The sequence below is a fragment of the Acinetobacter sp. AOR34_HL genome (assembly GCF_027854795.1).
GTDB classification, from domain to species: domain Bacteria; phylum Pseudomonadota; class Gammaproteobacteria; order Pseudomonadales; family Moraxellaceae; genus Acinetobacter; species Acinetobacter junii.
Genome location: NZ_JAKTID010000022.1, coordinates 113,957 through 132,872, shown reverse-complemented (window position 1 = coordinate 132,872; position 18,916 = coordinate 113,957). Strand labels below are relative to the sequence as shown.

Genomic DNA, 18,916 nt, shown 5'->3' with positions numbered 1-18,916 from the left:
ATAGATGGCACAAGAAACTGAACAAATACATTTGAGGAATAATCATGGCTGCATTTTTAACTGATGATTGGTTTGCAACTGTTGAAAAACTTACTGCTGAAGCAGGTGATTTAAATTTACCACCAGCACTTGCAAACTTAGCGATTAACTTGGTTGTAACAGATGCAGCTGGAAATACAGAGTTAGCTTTAGACGCTGGTAAAATCCAAAAGGGTTTATCTCCAAATGCTAAAACAACTTTAAATATGGATGCAGAGACTCTACGTAAAGTGTTCTTAGAGTTTGATATGGCAGCTGCTATGCAAGCATTCATGACAGGTAAAATTAAAGTGCAAGGCGACATGTCTCAATTGATGGCATTACAAACTGCTAAGCCTAGCCAAGAACAAAAAGATTTATTCAAAAAGGTTCTTGAACAAACTGCATAAGTTTATTCATAAAAAAAAGCTTACCGTTGGTAAGCTTTTTTTTGCTCTGAGCATTTTAAACTTCGATACGATTACTCGTTTTTAGATGCTCTAGATATGTACGGATTCGGGTGACGTACTGTAATGCTTGCTTGTAACGACCATTACGCGCTTGATTACGCTGTAAATAGTCATATAGGTTTACCCATTGATTTGGGTTCTTACCTTGAGCCTTAATACGTTTTTGAATCTGATTTACTGCACCTGGTCCCATATTGTATGCAACCAGCGCATACCAGTTACGATCTGGATAGGGAACATTTTCATATTGATCTAACATAAGATCATAATACTTTGCACCGCCCTGAATGCTTTGTATTGGATCTGTACGGTTAGTTACACCCATAGCTTGCGCTGTGCTGCTCGTCAGCATCATCAAACCACGAACACCCGTGGGAGACACCGAAGTGGGTTTTAAATATGATTCTTGATAACCAATTGCAGCTAATAAATGCCAATCTAAATTATATTTCGCAGCACTTTGTTTAAAGCTTGCCTTATAGATTGGAAGACGCTGATTGAGGTCTTTTTGAATCGTTGACCAAGATTCAGGTTTAACGACATTACGATTATAAAAAGAGGCTAATTGCTGAGTTGTTCCTGACTGTTTGCTTTGGCAAACAAAACCACTCGCAGTTAAAGTCAGTGGATCGTCAGCTTGTTTAAACACCCAGTTTAATTGAGGGTTTAAACCATTTTTACTCAAAGTTGCTTGATCGCCACAACTTGCAGAAAAGGAAACAAGTTGTTTACTTTCTATCGTTGCAAGATTTGCTGTGGTCATTGCAAGATTTGCTTTGCCTTGAGCAATCCACTTTAGAGCAGTGGCATTGTCAGGTACGGTCTTAAAATCTAACTTTACGTTGAGACTTTGTGCGTAGTTTCGAGCTAAATCGTAACCGAAACCATGTAAAAATTCGCCGTCTTTAAAAACTGTGGTTGGATTTTCAACAGCAACCACGGTTAAAACTTTTGTCGTTACGACTGTGTTGTATTGATGAGATTTCTCAGCATTCAAGCTATTAAAAGGAAGGATTGCAAATCCTAAAGCTAAAGCTTGAAATGGACGTTTAGAAGATAAAGAGTTAAGGCTAGGCCTAGACCCAGAACTTGAATTACTGTGCATGTTGTCTCCGCTACAGATAATTTATGCCCTAAAAGCTCAGAAAACAAAAACTTCGCTTTTAAAAGTTGATAAATTCGATAAGGGGTGGGCAAGTCATGAACGTCATTCAAAATGACATTGGGTTGATCGGATATTTAATAAATGTTTCACAACATTTACAAAATGTATAAAAAGTAAACAAAAACTAACTTAGGGGCGCATATTAAGGGTCAAAAAACTGATTGTCAAATTTTGTACAGTAAAAAAATGAGAAATACATCACAACAGTCTGATTTGAAAAAGAATAAAATTTATACACTTTGGTGATGATCAAATAAGGAATACAATGCTAAATCTTGTAAATGGAATGTTGTAATAGCGTATTTTTATCTATGAAATCGAATTTAATTACTCGTACAGGACATGATTTATTGGTTGCCGAGTTGAAAAAGCTTTGGCATGACGAGCGACCTGAGATCACTAAAAAAGTAAATTGGGCAGCAAGTTTAGGCGATCGTTCGGAAAATGCTGATTATCAGTATAATAAACAATTACTTAGGAAAATTGATCGCAGGGTTAGATATTTAGGAAAGCGTTTAGAAGAATTAAAAATTGTAGATTATGTCCCTGAGCAAGAAGGAAAAGTTTACTTTGGAGCTTGGGTAGAGATAGAAAATGATGCTCGCGAGCAAAAAACCTTACGTATTGTCGGTGTCGATGAAATATATGATCATCATCCACAACATATATCCATTGAATCACCAATGGCGCGTGCTTTATTGAGTAAACAAGTGGACGACGAAGTTGAGGTCATCACTCCTCTAGGGAAAAAACTTTGGTATATCAACTCAATTCGCTATGAAAAATCTCAAAATCAATAAATTTATAAGCTGTTGATTTTATTTTGAGCGTTCAGTGCATTATTTTGAATAAAAGATTTGCCAAGTTGAATTTTTATTTATATGATAGCCGCCATTGGAAGCGTGGCAGAGCGGTTTAATGCACCGGTCTTGAAAACCGACGAGGGTGTGAGTCCTCCGTGAGTTCGAATCTCACCGCTTCCGCCAAATATCTAAATAAGCCCTTGTTTTTACAAGGGCTTATTTTTTTATCTGTATATTTACCCCTCAACCTACCCCTCATCAAATTTTGGATGTAAAAAGTATTAATCGGATGATTTTGGATGGGATGGGAAATAGGTTTAAAAAAACAATAATAATTCTAAACTCTTTTTAAGATTTTTTATTTCATAACTAAGCATATTGAAAAAGAATATTTTATACTCGAAATTCTAAAATTTAGACCATCATTTGAAATTTTATGAACTATGCTCATTCAGTACAATTAACAATACAAAATGACCTTATTAGTAAGCTTGGTAAAACGAGTCTTGTTGATGCATTGATTGAGTTAATTTGGAATGCATTAGATGCTGATGCTTTAAATGTCAGAGTGGTTTTTGAAGATAATGGTTTAGACTCATTGAACTCAATAAAAATTATTGATGATGGTGTTGGTATTCATTTTTCAGAAGCAAAAAATATTTTTAAAAATTTAGGCGGGTCTAAAAAGAAAAATAAACTTAAAAGTGATGTATATGGCCGTTTTTTACATGGAAAAGAAGGCAAAGGCCGTCTAAAAGCATTTTCTTTAGGTGCAACAGTAAATTGGTCAATTACATACAAAGATGAAAGTTTAGATAAATTATTTACCTACAAAGTAGCCATGCATTTAAATAACCCATCTGATGTAAAGATTTCAGATCCTGTGGAATCAGATGAAAATTTAAAGTCAGGTGTTATTCTTGAAGCTTATGATGTACCTAAAAAAATAAGAAAATTGAACGACTCAGCAAAGACTAAAATTTTGGAAACATTTGCATTTTATCTTTACGATTATAAAAATATAAACTTAGAAATTGATGGTGAAAAAATAGATCCTAAAAAAATAATCTTGGCTGTAACCCCTTTCAACCTTGATTTTATTAATTACGAAGGAAAAGATTATTCATCTACTTTGAAACTTACAGAATGGGTAAGTTCAAAACAAACGACTTCTACATATTTAAGCTGTAATCATGGTATTCCATATCTAAAGTTAGATATGGGGTGGAATTATCCAAATAAAAAATATACCGCTTATATTGAAAGTGAAGCCATTATAGAAATGGTCAATATGCATGGTTTAGATTTTGCTCCTTCCAATGCATCAGTTCAAAAAAATTTAGGCTTAGCAAAAGAAATAATAAAAGGGCACTTTAGAGCCCAAGAAGCTGAAAAAGCAGCCACATTAGTAGAACAGTGGAAAGAAGAAAATATTTATCCATATCCTTCTGAAACTACAAATATTGTTGAGCAGGTAGAAAGGCAAGTATTTGACATAGTAGCTTCTACGGTATCTCATAATATTGATAAATTTGAAAAAACTAGTAAAGAGAATCGAAAATTTCAGTTTAGATTATTGAAACAGGCTCTGGAAACGAATCCTAATAGTCTTCAAACCATTATTAATGAGGTTTTGAATCTTAAGCCTGAGGAACAAGATGATTTGGCTGAATTGCTTCGAGATGTATCACTCTCATCAATTATCAGTGCATCTAAAGTTGTAACGGATCGATTGAAATTTATTAATGGCCTTGAAAGTATAATTAATTCAAAAGACGGAAAGAAGAATTTAAAGGAAAGGACGCAATTGCACCGTATGTTAGCGGAAAATTGTTGGGTTTTTGGCGAGGAGTTTTTTATTTCCGTTGATGATCAGTCACTCACGGAATGTTTAAAGCAACATTCAAAATTGCTAAGTAAAGATGTTGATATTTTAGAGGCGGTTGAACATCCGACAAAAGAAAGGGGCATAGTTGATCTTATGCTTTCTAAAACAACACGAAATAATAAACCAAATACAGCCCATCACTTAATTATTGAGCTGAAACGTCCAAGAGTAAAAATCGGGCGAGATGAAATTTCTCAAATCCAAGATTATGCTGATGCTATAAGGCTAGACTCAAGGTTTAGTAAAACAAAAGCTAAATGGACCTTTATCGCTATTAGTTTAGATAGAGATATGAAATTAGATTCCCGTTATATTGACCTTGAGAATGGTGTTATTGCAGAGAAAGATAATTATATTATTTTAGTCAAAACATGGGCTGAAATTTTTGATGAATGTAAAGCTAAACTTCAATTTTTCCAAGAAAGGCTTAAATACAAAGCAAAGGCAATTGATGGGGTTGAACATTTACAAAAACATTTTCCAAAATATGTAGAAGGCGCTACAACTACAATTCAGTGAAGGGGAGTTAGAATTGGGACAAGCAAAACAAAGAGGTTCTTTAGAAGAGAGAATCGCACATGCACAGCAAGAAATCCTTGAGGGCGAGAAGGTTACTATTGAAGAGGCTAAAAGACGCTTAGAGTTACCTAATAGTGCTGAGTTTATAGGTTATGTCATTCACTTATACGATCAAGATGAATTTGTAGGTAAAGTTGAAGAAACTGCATTATCGATTAACCGAGTTTATGTAAAAATACCTGATTTAGCGCAAATTTACGAAACGGCTGAAGATGCAGTGAATGAGGCCTTAAAAATCGATAAATATCGATTACTTGTCTGTATGCTATTTGAAGTTAATAACAAGCATATGATTCATGATGTTTGGGCTAATTTTGATGATAAATAACTAAATACTGTTTTTAGATGATTATTCAAAGTAGCCTATAAAAGTAGACTACTTTGAATTTGAGTGCTTTTCCGATTATGGATGACAACTAAACATTGCCTGTGTATTCTTTCCAAACATAAGTAATACCATTGCCCTTATAACGATAAAAACCAAGTGGCTCATGTACGCGTTCAATTAGTTGTAGCCATGCCTTTTGAACAATGCCTTGCCCATCATAACAATGGGTGTGTTTGGGTTCTGGAAAAATGCCTCGTAACTGATAATCAGAGCAGGTGAATTCCCATTGTTCTTTGAGCAATGGTAAATAATCAATTTCATCGCCTAGGATGTAAATGAATGCTTGTGCTGTTAGCTTATGATCAAGCCCTTTGACGATACGCCACTGGATATCAGAAAGTATACCGCTGAGCTGTTTAGCCCCATGTAGCCACTGGAAGTATTTCTTCAGTACCTTTATCGATTCCTTCTCTGCTTCTTCCTGTGTCTGGTAATGGGGTGGGTCAGTTAGCGTAATCAATGGTAACTCTAAGAAAATGCAATTGGCTTGGTCTTGTGTTTGCATGACACGGCGAAAAACAGTCTTTTGTTCATTACGAAGTTTTTGCACTTGTGCTTCATATTTATTCGCTTGGAGCTTTGCTTTAGCGACGTACAACTGACCACGAAAAAAATCAAAGTTATTTTCAAATATATAGTTTGGAATAGGCTGCGGAGAGGTTACCAAACCGATATTTTGCAGTGAAAATTGACGAAAGCCTTCTAAATGAGGATGAGGTTCAAAACCTTCAAATAGATCAATGAAATGAGCATATAGCGGTGCTTGCTGTAGGGCCCAAACAAATAGTGGGTTCATAGCAGGGTATGGGCACGCTGCTGTGGGTTTAGCATAGACCTTAATTTTAGCCTGCTCTAACTGCTTGGAGAAATTTATCAGTCCGAGTGCAATTTGACTAAAGAGAATATCCCCAAAAGCAGGCCGAACTATTGTGACGTTTGAAGTAAAACCACCAGTTCCACTTGGGTAAACATTCGGTGGTGTTTGAGTATGATTAACAAATAAAGGTTGTGCGTTTGGTACAAATACTTGGTTCATGTTGAAAATCTCTGTAATAGGGTTAAAAAGATCAATAATGTTTGGTCAGGTTTGGACGACCCATCTGCCTACGTAGATGAGGCAAAATGCCCGTATTGAGTGTCTTGACGCGTTCTAAGCTGCTATGTAAGACGTACTGTTCAAACTTGGCAAAGTAATGAATCACCTTTGCGATGTTGTCGTATTTTGTTTGGTCATTACGGTTGATTACGCCCAAAGCATCGTATTTGTACTTCTTACGATTTTTACTGGTATTGCAGTTAAAATAGCTATGCTTACCATCAATTTGCTTATCCCATATTTCACCAATCATCCGACCTAAGCTAATGTCTTCACGATGCTTGCTACCACAAAAAAAGAAAAAGCCATGAATATGCAACGCCTGATCTACGCCATGCTCAAGCTTCCACACGTAGCCTTTTAAGTGCAGAGATTTGCTGCGGCGTAGTTTCTGTAAAATCGTATGAAAATGCGCTACGATTTCTTTATGGGTAAAATGTTTCTTATCTGCTGGTAGATAAAAGTCAACACGTACACCCAATAAACGTGAGTATGATTTGCGAACCATATCAACGTATTTCAGTGCATTCTTTTCACGCCTTCTCGCCATCTTTCGACGATCATTCACCTGTTGGACAAATTTTGGATCTTTTAAGCCTTTAAAAATTCCTTGAATAATAGAATTACTGATCACAGCTACAGACTTTTTAAGACCTGTCGCCATTCCATTTGCATCTAGTACGTTGAGCTGATCATTTGGGTAATTAACTAAATCAAATAAAATATATGGATCACTTGGAATTACTTGATTGAACGTTGCTGTTACTAAACCAAACTCTTCACACTTCAACTGCATGGGGGTGTTTAACTTTTTTGTCGCTAATAAAAAACTTCGAATTAATTCCGATAGTTCGAGATAAATTAATTCCCAGTGATCTGGAACCAAGTCTTTTTGCTTAGACTGAATCCAACGATAAAGATAAGTTGCTCGTTGTTTTTTTATTTCATTGCATAAGAGAATAGCATTTACACATGCAACAATTTGCGGGTCTAACTGTTGTTTAAACAGCAGGTTATTTGTCAGTAATTTTCGTAATTCAGTGCTATTCTCTGCATTAGTTGAGTAAGCATTGTCTTGCTCAACGTTGATACCGACCTCATCAACTTGTTTCGATAATGCTTCTTCGGTCTCAACTTCAACCTCAGTTGATGGCTCCAGTTCTTCTGGAGGAGGTACGGTTTGCATGGGCTCAAGTCTACACGCCACTTCAAAGAAGTTAGGTGGTAAATGATCCATTTCTATAAAGCTCATAGATATAGCTCCAATCTGTAAAAAAAATACAAATTGCTGCCATCTAACCTATAGTATGTATTGAATCTGAATATGATCTATAAGATATTGAATTCATTAAGTTATGAGTACAAATTTAATGGTTTGTACTCATTGAACTGATTTCGAATCTATTATTTATCTTATGTATAAATATATAGATCAGTAGATTATATAAATAACTATATTAATCATTTAGATATGTTAATAGTGTGTATGTATATTAATCATATAGAATACAAACTAAAAAAATAGAGGCAACAACGGTTAACAAGGGCACTTGAGATCAAGCTCCTATCTGACATATCGATGAATTCTGTTCTGTGTGAGTGAAAAGATAAGCACTTCAGGCTTATGCTTTTTTCCCCAATAACCATTGATGAACTTCGTGTTGGAACCACCCTACTGAAGAGACTCCAATTTTTATTGGCGTGGGGAAATCTTTGTCATACCTTCGACTTCGCGGATTGAGTTTTTCATAGACTGAACTACGAGATATTCCGCATGTTTTAATGACTTCTGGCAAGCGTAGGATTTTTATTGATTCATTTTTAAGATCACTAGTCATGATCGAACTCCATAGAATGCATTGGTTTTGGTTCGACTGGATTGTGATTTATGGTGAATATATTCTTAAGTGAAAAAATAATATATTTTATAAGTATCTGAAAATTATATTAAAACTGTAGGTGTAACTTGGACGTAGATTATTGTGCAGTACGATTTAAGCGAAAACTAGAAATTATTAACTTTATCAATCAGATACAGAGTTCAGAAAAATTTAAAGAATTTTATGATTGGTTTAATCAGTTTTACGAACTTGAAATTGTAGAGTTGGTCAATGATTTTGAGTTTGAGCTATCCAATAAGCCACAGATTTCGCAAAATTATATAATTGAGAACTGGATTGAAAATTATATTTTTGATCGTATTCAGTATGGCAAGCATAAGGTAAATAGGGGGCTTGAAACATTAGTGATGGATCACTTAGGTAGTGGAGCCTTTTATAACAAAGTGGAAAAACTTCGATTGAAGTTCAAGCAATATTTGCTTGATCATCAGCAATTAAAAAATGCTTATTTAAAATTAACAGAGCATATTGATATACGTTGTTTGGTTAAATCTCATGCGAACCTTGAAAGCTTATTTCTAACGTGGTTTAGCATCGTAAATTATTTTGCGAAGATTAAGCGTTTAAATAAAAATTTAGATAGTGATAAACATTTGAAATCCTTACATTTTGAAGAACAAATATATAACTATTTAAATGATTATGAATTCTTAGCCAAGAATAATGGATATAGATTTGGTCATAAGACCATTGATGATATGACTTTGTTTAATGATGAATATCGAAGCGAAAAATATCTAAGTTTGCACTTAGCTGAAAATTGTAATGTTCCTGTAGCTCATGTTTTGATTGAATATTTGGAATTCGTAAAATTTGATTTAAATCACAGACTATTGCTTGAAAATGCAAGTACTGAGCAGAAATCACATTTAGATCAATTGGACAAAATTATCCAAACCCTTTATTCGCAAAATAAACAGAACGCACCTAAAGGTGCGGGAATAGAAAGGTTGCTTTGTTACACCATTTATAAGTTAATGGTTCAGCGTGGACAGATAGATAAAAATACTGATATTTATGAGTCAATCAAAATACTGTTTGATTATTTGGCAGAAATTCTAAAGAGATCAAAAGTTGGACTTGATTATGATGGTTCACTGTCGAACAAGGCTCGGCTTAAGTTAGTTGTTTATGAAACTGAATACTTTGATGAAGATGAGCTTTTTATGATTTTGGGTTTATACAACTCACGGGATATGCCATTGTTAAAATTGTTTAGGCCAAGTGAGCAAAGCAATAATAAGCGTATTCAACCGACGTGTTTTGAACAAAATGACCCAAAACTTGAACGCATGGTTAAAGTGAGGGTGAATCGAAATATCGATTTATTTACGATAAAAGCAACCAACCTCTATCAACTGATTAATGAAGAAAAAGATAAGCCATTCAGTTTTGAACGTTTATATGTAGTTGAGTAAAAAACGTTATTTTTCTAAGGTAAAGACTCATCTTTACACTCGTCAAAACTGCCAAAAATGTGGTTTTTGGCATCAAATTGGCTACACTGCTGACTGAAATCGGTCAGCAGTTTCGTCCAGTATAACATCAAATTTCGCGTTATCACACGCATCAGAATTTGGTGTTTTGAATGCCTAAAAATTATAGGTATAAGTTAAGCCACTATTGGTGGTGAGCGTCACTTCACGGACATATTCAGCCGAACAACCAAGATAGACCTTTGCTACCGAGCCATAACGCATATTTTGGTAATCGTAAGTGCCTTTACTTCTACAATTGCCACGATTGATTAAAACCCCCGTGATGGTGGTTGGAGCATCGTTCAAGGACACGATGTTTAACAAATCGCTATAGCCTGTCATGGAGTATTGAGATTCCTCACGACGTACACGGACTTCAAACTGTTCTTGTACAGTGGGTTCAGTCACTTCCTCAACATTATATGACTCATTTTCCAGAAAGGATTTATCTACGGGTGGAAAATCATCTTCGGATTGATGAGTCGTTTCAGTCGCATCAGCAGTGCTATGCTCACTTGTTTGGGCATCTTTGGGTTTTGGTACATCATTGCCTGAATTACATGCGGTTAAAGTCAGCAGCAACACACTGGATAAAACAATAGATGGAATAAAATTCATTACACATGCCTATATTTAATCGGATATTGTGATCTACAGGGTTGGGCTTTCGCCCAACTCTGTGTATTTAATTGTTTGGTCAATCAATTTTTTACTTTTTATAAAAGTGGGAATTACTCATCGATCTTTTTAAATACCTTTTCGATCGGCGTGTAGTTTTCCAAGGTGAAATCAAAAGGAATTGGCTTTTTCAGTGGCACATCAAATTTCTTTAATCGGGCATTTTCTATGCCATTGAAATGTTTGCGTTGAAAGGACATGGTACTCGGTTCAAGGATTGCGATCGGCTCATTTTCCGAATCAACTTGCGTATTGTTGGCTTTATAAATGACTAAGCTATCTAATTCCAATTTATGGTTATTGAAGTTAAAAATGTAACCGACATACTTTTGCCCACTAGCCGTAATGATATTTTGTGCTAACTCTGGCGTTGATGGTGCGGTGAAATTCACGATCAGATCAGATGCGAAATTCATATTCTCAAAATGTAATTGTTTCGAGTCAGCATCGTAGTAAGCAAAGTTATCAATCGGACCACTTGGTCGATCATTGGGTGTGTAGCTGCTCGGCATGAACTGACTTTGTGAAGAAGTCGCATTTAGACTGATTTCTAAAAGCTTTAAGTCATAATTGAGATGGGCATTTTTACTATCCAGTTCTTTTTGAAGTGTCTGAATACGTTGTTGATATTGTGCTGTACTTTCAAATTGATCTTTTTGCGGTGGAATCACCTGCATCGTCGATCTTATATAATTGATGGCCGTGTCATGCGCTGCACGCAAAGAATAGTCGTCACCTAAAGCAAAGGTGAAAGTGGGAAATTGGTGACCTGTATTTCCGATTACTAAAACTTGATTGTTTTTTAAAGCCAGTACATTTCTTAAATCATTGAGAACGGATTGGAAATGCACGCAGTTTGCACAATACTCTGCCACATCGTCATTTTCAGCAAACATCTGTAATCCAGAGATGGTTTTATACGGTGGATAAAAAGAAAAATAACCCTCGTCTTTGATGAGTTCCTGAAAGTTTTCTCCAGTTTTGGTTAGTGGGGTAGTAATTTGATTGCGAGCGATAATCAAAGGAGAAGAAACAGCCTGTGCAGGGGCAGCATCATTCAATGACATTTTTTCAATCTTTTGAGTAAGTTCTTTATTCTCTACATTATCATTTTGTGGTTTTGAGCAGCCGACCAACGTAAGGCTGGTGAGAAGTGCAATTGAAACGTATTTCATCCTATTATTTCCCCATCCAATATTTTTAAAATTCTTAGACTTGCATATGAAATTGACTGTAATTTCAAATACCTTCTGCTTGGTTGTCACAGGCTCTAGCTATACTTTTGCTGAGTACAAAAATGACAACTCAAATAAGCTGTGCGATGAATTCCATGATTTTTATCCAGCACAAAACACCACTGACCAAAATTGATGCAGTAGTTGATTAATGCCTTGAATTAATCAGGACACCGCGAAAGCTTGCGATAAATGAATTGGGATGAAATGCCTGAGAGGCTTAGAAAGTGTAGGGGAATAAAGCACAGTAAAATGTGTCATGGTTGACTCCTATATGCATTAGAAGTTCTACCGCATCACTGCTAAATAATGGTGGCAGAACGAAAAGGGGTTAGCAGACTGGGCATATAGAACCAGCACGCGCGAACGCGTCCCCCTCCCGTTCTACCGCAAAGGGGGACGAGAAGGTTTCACATAGAACTTACCCTCAGAAGAGAATAAGTCTGATGCGCTATATACAACGGTCTGCTAAAACCGACTGACAATGTAGGTCAGCCCTTGCATGATAATCGCTGCTAAAAAACAGGTCAATTGATCTGTTTAAGCATCATTCAAAAATTGCTTAAAACTGATGATAAAAAACGCATTCTAAAAAAATACAAATACATAGCATCTAAATGAGAACAATGCTTCAAATACACACAACCATCATTTTGCCTGCTTCCCCAGCAGGCTTTTTTTATTCATTTACAGGAAATACCACAATGAGTTTGCCATGTCCTTATTGCCAGTCTCGAGAGACGGTACAACTGCAATCCCCCCAACATTTACCCAGTACTTCAACCAATAACCCTATTTCCAATAGCGTGATGTCACCGATGGCACTTGCCACCTTGGGTGTCAGTGTTTCCAAAAGTTTAAACATTCCTCCGATAGCAGGCGCAATCGTTGGGGTACTGATTGGTGGTATCTGGATGTTGATCACTGAAGATGAACAGCAACAACCGCTACACCCAACTTATCGCAGACAGTATTACTGCAACAACTGTGATCGCAGCTTTAGCCCAAATTTACGCAATTAAGTATTCAGCAAAATTTAAATCGAACCCTTTTACCCATTCAAAATTAATACAGGAATTATTCTTATGGCACATTTAGTTGAAACAATGGCATTTGTCGGACAAACCCCTTGGCATGGCTTGGGTAATCAACTGACTCCAAACCAACCCATAGAAGTCTGGGCAGAGCAGGCAGGCATGGATTGGCGCATCGAATCCTCCGATGTCAGTTACATGGCACAGAATGAAAAGGGGCAGAGCATTATTATGCCGTTTGAGGAACAACGAGTGCTTTTCCGATCAGATACTCATGCACCGTTATCGGTAGTGAGTCAACGCTTTCAGGAAGTGCAACCGATGGAAATCCTACACTTCTACAAAGACCTGACTGAACAATCAGGCTTTGAACTAGAAACCGCAGGCGTACTCAAAGGTGGCAAGAAATTCTGGGCATTGGCTAAAACTGGACAGACTTCAGCACTCAAGGGGAAGGATGTCAGTAATGGTTATATTCTTTTAGCCACCTCTTGTGATGGCACACTAGCTACCACTGCACAGTTCACCAGTATCCGTGTGGTGTGTAATAACACTCTAGCCATTGCGCTCAAAGGACAAAACACCAGTGCAGGTGTGGTTAAAGTACCGCACAGCACCAAGTTTGATGCAGAGAAAGTGAAACAGCAATTGGGGATTTCAGTTCGTGCATGGGATGAGCATATGTATGAAATGAAGCAACTGAGTCAGCGTAAGGTGACGCAGCAAGAAGCTGCTGCTTACTTTGATGCGGTGTTTAACAACACCAATTTGAATACGGCAGAACAGGATGAAAGCATTATTCAGTTCTATCGCAATGCAGCCATGCCAAATCAAACAAGCCCATCCAAAACGGACAATAAAACTGAACCGAATGGACGTGCTATGTCAAAAGTCATGACTATGTTTAACGGACATGGGCGAGGGGCGGAACTGAGTTCAGCCAAGGACACCGCCTATGGTTTGCTGTGCAGCATCACAGAGTTTTGTGACCATGAACGTCGTGCTATGAGTACCGATCACCGACTTGATTCAGCTTGGTTTGGCGCAGGTGCATCCATTAAGCAAAGAGGTTTGGAACAAGCACTTCGAATGATTGCCTAATTCAGTTTCAGTTAAGCCAGCTCCATTAGCCTAAGTATACGGTAACACCGTACAAGCACAGCAACACCTTTAGCCACATTTCCAGATGTGGCTTTTTTATGCCCAAAATTCAGCTTTTACGATTTTACTCATACAGGAATAATTGCAATGAATACCCATACTCAAATTCAAAATACCTTAAATCATCCACCGCTACAGCCGTATTCACCAAACCTGAATTCAACCATTCAAAACTCACTGACTCAACAGGTTGAAGTCGGAACTCGAACTAAACGTGATCGACCGAATACGCAACCACGAAAAACCAAAGCTCTTGTAGCAAAGCGTCTTGCCAATACCAAACAGATGAATTACCAGCAATGGCTAGAATTCAGAAAACAGGGGATTGGCAGTAGCGATGCCGCTACCGCTTGTGGACTAAATCCGTATATGTCGATGCTAGAACTCTGGATGATCAAAACAGGACGGATGCAACAAAACATTGAGGACGAAAGTGCAGGCTATGCACCGTTATATTGGGGTAAGCAGTTGGAACCTTTGGTGGCTGAATACTACAGCATGCATACCAATCACAAAGTCCGTCGAGTCAATGCAGTGTTACAACACCCTGATGAAGACAAACACTTTATGTTGGCGAACTTGGATTATGCCGTAGTGGGTAGTGATGAAGTACAGATTCTCGAGTGTAAAACCGTCGGGGAATATGGCTCAAAACTCTGGCGAGATGGTGTGCCGCTTTATGTGTTGTGTCAAGTGCAGCATCAGTTAGCCGTGACAGGTAAACAGGCCGCACATATCTGTGCTTTGATCTGTGGACATGAAACTAAAATCTATAAAGTGACTCGAAATGAAACCGTGATCCAGCACATCATTAATGCTGAACGACACTTCTGGCAATGTGTGGAATCGGATATTCCACCGAGTGTCGATGCCTCTGATTCGGCAGCCAAAGCTTTACAACAGCTTTACCCTGAACAGATTCCATTAATGGTGGAAGATCTCAGCCAAAATGAACAAGCCAACTATCTATTTAATCAGTTGCTTGAGGAACGACATAAGGTTGAGCAACACCAACAGTATTTTGATGAACTTAAACATCAACTACAAATGATGATGAAAGATGCGGAGCGAGCGGTGTTTACAGGTGGTTCAATCACTTGGAAAAAGTCACAAGACTCGATCAGCCTAGACAGTAAATCCCTGCTTAAACAGCATCCTGAATATCTACAGCAGTTTCCACAAACCAAAGCAGGGACACGACGTTTTCAGATTTATCCCAATGGTGGATAAGACTGAGATACCGAAATCCATCACCCAAACCAACCGATCCCATGATCAAGTCGATCATGGGATTTTTTATGCCCAAATTTATTTAATTAAATTTATACATCTATATAGAGGACATCACCATGATTAAAGGTTTAGCAATCACACCACCCGTTTTAGGTCGTATCAGTATCGGCAAAATCGTCGAAAAGAATGGTAAACGTCTGCCTGAGCGGGATGATCAATTTACCATTACCAGCCAAATCCAAAATAAGGATGGATGGGTTCGGCATCCACTGGATGAACAGCTTAGGGCTAAAGCACCCAATCAGAACCAAAAGCTCAGAAGTATTCCAGTCCGCATGATCTTTAACGATCCTGAACTGAACTTACGGGCAGAGTACAGTCTGTTTGACCGCCAGACTGGACGTTTAATCTGTTCAGGTAATGGTGAAACCTGTCAGCGACTTGGGCAACATGGCGTTGAGCAACATCCATGCCCATCCCCTGATTTATGTCCATTAGCGCAGGGCGGACTATGTAAGCCTTATGGCAGACTTTACGTCAATTTAGATGAATCGGATGAGTTTGGCACATTCATCTTTAGAACCACAGGCTTTAACAGTATTCGCACTTTGGCAGCACGACTCAGTTACTACCATGCAGCATCGGGTGATCTACTTTCATGCTTACCATTACAACTCACATTGAGAGGTAAGAGCACCAACCAAAGCTACCGTACCCCGATCTACTACGTGGACTTAACTTTACGTGATGGTATCAATCTGCAAGAAGCGATTAGTTCAGCCAAACAGATGGATGAACAAAGCAAAGCAGCAGGATTTTATCAGGAGGCGTTGGATCATGTGGCACGGCAGGGTTATGGCAATGCTAGTTTTGAGGTGGGTGGGGATGAGGGCTTGGAAATTGTTGAGGAGTTCTATGTGGAGGATTCTAAATCAGAGCAGGATCAGCAAATACATGAAGTCAGTCATGTGCAAGATATCCAGAAAGGGTTGCAGCAGAGTGTGCAGGCTTTGAACTAAGATTAAGGAGGTTGATTGCCTCCTTATTTTTTTGTTATAAATTTTTATAAAAACTAAGATTTAACAATAAAAATAGGAATATTAAGTTCAGAAATCAGATTTTGGGTAATGCTACCTAAAATTAACTTTTTCAACCCACTACGACCATGAGAACTGATCACCATTAAATCTATGTGATTTTTTTCAATTGCTTCTGTGAGAGTATCTGTGACACTTTCTCCCTCAAGTAATTTTAGCTCGATTTCAACATTTGCTTCTGCTACAAACCGTTCATAAATGTTTTGTAGATTTGTTTGGATATATGTTCTAGCACGTTCAATTAAAGGATTACTTTGCTAAGAGCTAAGATATTCATAAGCGATATAGGAATCGATGGTTAAAACTTGTACTATTGTAATCTTACTGTGGAAGGCTTTAGCAAGATTAATCGCATGCTGAATAGCGATAATAGAGTTCTCAGAACCATCAACAGGAACAAGAATATTTTGATAAGCCATGTGTCTTTCGCCTAGCCTATGTGTTTGAAGCTTTGATTGAGGAACCACTAAGAGAGGGAAAATTACAACGCGTTTTGCAAGATTGGTGTCCTCATGACTCAGGCTTATATCTGTACTATCCAAGCAAACGACAATTACCACCAACCTTCAAGGCTTTTATGGAATTTGTTCGGCAATATAAATGGGTGAAATCTGATTTTAACTAAGTGGGGTTTATTAGCTTAATTCAATACTCTTAGATTTCTTTAAGATTAATAGATGATCAAGAATGATCGGTTAGGTGGTAGTTTAGTTTGATCTGTATTTCCGATTATTCAGTATGTTCGTAAACATTAATACTAAGAGTACAATGATAACATATTGAAAGCTAATGGCAAAAGCAGAAATATAAGGATGTGCGAAACTTCGCAAGTAGGTGAGGGTATCTCCCTTACGCCATTCTTTGTATGGTGGAAGAGTTTCATCATCAATTAAAAACCATGTCAGGTTAATGAAACCTAAAATAAAGCAGGAAAAGACAATGCCAAGCCAACCATTAATAGACCGCTGGTTTTTGTTCAGTGTTGCATAATGCTGGCGTATTTTTCTTACATGTGTAGTACTAAGCGGATAACTAAAATAATTAATAATGACTAGCCCAATCACAAAGAAATTACATAGTGCAAAAAAGTCGTTTAGAAACTTATGTTGACTCGAAAGTGTGGAGGTAATTGTTGTTGGAAATAAGCCATAAAATGAAAAATCAAAACTAACAATGATCAGTGCGATTGCAACTGGAACAATATAAAAATAATAAAAGGGTGCTGTAAGTTCTAAATAGTATAAGAATACTGAATTTCTTTTCATGAATTGTGTTTGTTTCTTTAAGCTTTCCTATTATTAGTATAATACGCCATATGTGGAATATCTTGATTGAATTTATTCTTTAAGAGCCCCTGTCTATGACAGGTTGTTTGTATTTATGCTGCATTGTACTTCCAAATTTTAATAAGTTAATCAAAGTTATAATGGGAATTTCCCTTGTAGATCATTAGCAAATGATGATGCGGACTATGACAAATCGAAGCTGCATCAGACATACTTAAAACAACCAGCAATTCATTTCTTCTCGCATTTAACAATACTTAAATACACTAGGTGGCGTACTCGAAACAGCAAGAACACATTTCCAAAGGTTTACAGCAGTTGGTTCAGGCTTTGAATTGACTTTACAATGTTGACTAAAGGAGGCTAATTCTTTAGTCCCCTTTAGGAGCTATATTTCTTTTTGATTCTAAGTAGATAACCCAAAGAATTTTAACGCAACCAACCTTTATGCTTGATATAGGCTAACGGAAGAATTGCTGCTGCTAAGGTGAGTATCATTGAATATAAAAAACCGTGCTCCCAAGACAATTCAGGCATAACAGCGAAGTTCATGCCATAAAAAGTACCAACTAAAGTTGGCGGTAAAAACACGGCCGTAATAATTGTGAAGACTTTGACAATTTGGTTTTGCTTGATATTCATGATGTTTGTTACGGCATTTTGAAGATATCTTACTTTCTCATATTCAAAAGAAGCATATTCTTTAACTTCAGCTACGTCACCAGCTAGCTCAGAAACTAGAATTTGAAGTTCGACTTCAGTGATATTATCCACTTCACCATTTAAATATCGTACTACACGCATTAAAGATAGTTGTGATTCTAAACATCGGGAGATCAATTCTTCTCTTTTATTCAAATTTATAATTGTTTCTAAAAGGTCTTGTACCCCTAATTCTTTTCCATCTTCACCTCGACCTTCAGAAATTTGAAAAATCTCATCAGATGTTTCCTTTAAACCTTCAGCAATACAGTCAATTACATTATCTGTATTATCATTTGCTATTTGCAGTAGAACACGCAAAGTAGATCGAGATGTTTCATGGTAAGTAGCTTTTCTATTTAAACGACGTAGAGCATTTTCAAAAGGTCTAAAGTTTTCTGTTGAATTAATTGTGATTAAAACCTTTTCACCTAATATGAATAAAATTTTTCCAAAGGTAGGTTGGCATTCGGTACTTAGAGTCAATAGTTCAGATCTTATATAATGATAATCATCAATCTCGACCTCCCCAGTATTACTGTTGATAAGGTCAATGGAAAAAATATCATTCAACAATTCTAGCTCTTCTGCTGTAGGCAGATAGACTTGAACCCAGACAAGATTTTGATCAATATCCAGCGGTAGCCCTTGTAACATAGCAAGAGTATTTCCCGATTTTACGTAACTAGTGATCATGATTGCTC

Annotated in this window: 17 protein-coding genes, 1 tRNA gene and 1 pseudogene; 11 read left to right on the top strand and 8 right to left on the bottom strand. The window is 37.1% G+C overall.

Annotation, left to right across the window (positions count from 1 at the left end; translation table 11 throughout):
* Positions 1 to 44: 44 nt before the first annotated feature.
* Positions 45 to 428 (top strand): SCP2 sterol-binding domain-containing protein, encoded by a 384-nt coding sequence (locus MKL32_RS03070; RefSeq protein ID WP_004676693.1) that lies wholly within the window; start codon positions 45 to 47, stop codon positions 426 to 428.
* A 55-nt stretch (positions 429 to 483) separates the two neighbouring features.
* On the opposite strand, the gene MKL32_RS03065 is transcribed toward MKL32_RS03070, so the two are convergent.
* Complete coding sequence (locus MKL32_RS03065) at positions 484 to 1,593, bottom strand: transglycosylase SLT domain-containing protein (RefSeq protein ID WP_004908222.1); 1,110 nt, start codon at positions 1,591 to 1,593, stop codon at positions 484 to 486.
* 371 nt (positions 1,594 to 1,964) lie between these two features.
* Between MKL32_RS03065 and greB the strand changes: the two genes are divergently transcribed.
* The 4 genes from greB to MKL32_RS03045 all read left to right on the top strand — a co-directional run bounded on the left by greB (position 1,965) and on the right by MKL32_RS03045 (position 5,251).
* Complete coding sequence (greB, locus tag MKL32_RS03060) at positions 1,965 to 2,453, top strand: transcription elongation factor GreB (RefSeq protein ID WP_039048025.1); 489 nt, start codon at positions 1,965 to 1,967, stop codon at positions 2,451 to 2,453.
* A 96-nt stretch (positions 2,454 to 2,549) separates the two neighbouring features.
* Positions 2,550 to 2,639, top strand: a tRNA-Ser gene (locus MKL32_RS03055).
* Between the two features lie 253 nt (positions 2,640 to 2,892).
* The gene (locus MKL32_RS03050) at positions 2,893 to 4,863 is read left to right on the top strand and encodes an ATP-binding protein (protein ID WP_151816954.1); all 1,971 of its coding nucleotides are present in this window, start codon (positions 2,893 to 2,895) and stop codon (positions 4,861 to 4,863) included.
* Between the two features lie 13 nt (positions 4,864 to 4,876).
* Entirely contained in the window at positions 4,877 to 5,251 is a 375-nt protein-coding gene (locus MKL32_RS03045; protein WP_270900147.1) for a hypothetical protein, read from the top strand.
* An 88-nt stretch (positions 5,252 to 5,339) separates the two neighbouring features.
* Here MKL32_RS03045 and MKL32_RS03040 read toward each other — a convergent pair whose 3' ends face one another.
* The 3 genes from MKL32_RS03040 to MKL32_RS03030 form a co-directional block, all read right to left on the bottom strand.
* On the bottom strand, positions 5,340 to 6,347 hold the full coding sequence (locus tag MKL32_RS03040; protein WP_270900146.1) for a hypothetical protein: 1,008 nt from the start codon (positions 6,345 to 6,347) through the stop codon (positions 5,340 to 5,342).
* A gap of 31 nt (positions 6,348 to 6,378) precedes the next feature.
* Entirely contained in the window at positions 6,379 to 7,659 is a 1,281-nt protein-coding gene (locus MKL32_RS03035; RefSeq protein WP_151816957.1) for a YagK/YfjJ domain-containing protein, read from the bottom strand.
* Between the two features lie 370 nt (positions 7,660 to 8,029).
* A complete protein-coding gene (locus MKL32_RS03030) occupies positions 8,030 to 8,245 on the bottom strand; it encodes an AlpA family phage regulatory protein (protein WP_151816958.1) in 216 nt (71 codons plus the stop codon).
* Between the two features lie 128 nt (positions 8,246 to 8,373).
* Here MKL32_RS03030 and MKL32_RS03025 point away from each other — a divergent pair, with 128 nt between their 5' ends.
* On the top strand, positions 8,374 to 9,726 hold the full coding sequence (locus tag MKL32_RS03025; protein ID WP_151816959.1) for a hypothetical protein: 1,353 nt from the start codon (positions 8,374 to 8,376) through the stop codon (positions 9,724 to 9,726).
* 174 nt (positions 9,727 to 9,900) lie between these two features.
* Here the strand turns inward: MKL32_RS03025 and MKL32_RS03020 are convergent, their stop codons facing one another.
* Both MKL32_RS03020 and MKL32_RS03015 read right to left on the bottom strand, forming a co-directional pair.
* Positions 9,901 to 10,404 (bottom strand): hypothetical protein, encoded by a 504-nt coding sequence (locus tag MKL32_RS03020; protein ID WP_151816960.1) that lies wholly within the window; start codon positions 10,402 to 10,404, stop codon positions 9,901 to 9,903.
* Positions 10,405 to 10,517: 113 nt separating this feature from the next.
* Positions 10,518 to 11,639, bottom strand: coding sequence for a hypothetical protein (locus MKL32_RS03015; protein ID WP_270900145.1), 1,122 nt, complete (start codon positions 11,637 to 11,639; stop codon positions 10,518 to 10,520).
* 764 nt (positions 11,640 to 12,403) lie between these two features.
* Between MKL32_RS03015 and MKL32_RS03010 the strand changes: the two genes are divergently transcribed.
* The 4 genes from MKL32_RS03010 to MKL32_RS02995 all read left to right on the top strand — a co-directional run bounded on the left by MKL32_RS03010 (position 12,404) and on the right by MKL32_RS02995 (position 16,146).
* Positions 12,404 to 12,721 (top strand): hypothetical protein, encoded by a 318-nt coding sequence (locus tag MKL32_RS03010; RefSeq protein WP_151816964.1) that lies wholly within the window; start codon positions 12,404 to 12,406, stop codon positions 12,719 to 12,721.
* A gap of 63 nt (positions 12,722 to 12,784) precedes the next feature.
* Entirely contained in the window at positions 12,785 to 13,834 is a 1,050-nt protein-coding gene (locus MKL32_RS03005) for a DUF932 domain-containing protein (protein WP_151816962.1), read from the top strand.
* 147 nt (positions 13,835 to 13,981) lie between these two features.
* A complete protein-coding gene (locus MKL32_RS03000; RefSeq protein WP_151816963.1) occupies positions 13,982 to 15,124 on the top strand; it encodes a YqaJ viral recombinase family nuclease in 1,143 nt (380 codons plus the stop codon).
* Between the two features lie 119 nt (positions 15,125 to 15,243).
* Positions 15,244 to 16,146 carry a recombination directionality factor gene (locus MKL32_RS02995; RefSeq protein ID WP_151816975.1) on the top strand — a complete coding sequence of 301 codons (903 nt, stop codon included), beginning with the start codon at positions 15,244 to 15,246 and terminating at the stop codon, positions 16,144 to 16,146.
* Between the two features lie 53 nt (positions 16,147 to 16,199).
* Here the strand turns inward: MKL32_RS02995 and MKL32_RS02990 are convergent.
* Positions 16,200 to 16,643 (bottom strand): annotated as a pseudogene (locus MKL32_RS02990) (universal stress protein).
* A gap of 20 nt (positions 16,644 to 16,663) precedes the next feature.
* On the opposite strand from MKL32_RS02990, the gene MKL32_RS16180 reads away from it, so the two are divergent.
* A complete protein-coding gene (locus MKL32_RS16180) occupies positions 16,664 to 16,849 on the top strand; it encodes a LysR substrate-binding domain-containing protein (protein ID WP_151831387.1) in 186 nt (61 codons plus the stop codon).
* A gap of 1,090 nt (positions 16,850 to 17,939) precedes the next feature.
* Here the strand turns inward: MKL32_RS16180 and MKL32_RS02985 are convergent.
* Complete coding sequence (locus MKL32_RS02985) at positions 17,940 to 18,908, bottom strand: CorA family divalent cation transporter (protein WP_228272813.1); 969 nt, start codon at positions 18,906 to 18,908, stop codon at positions 17,940 to 17,942.
* Positions 18,909 to 18,916: the final 8 nt, after the last annotated feature.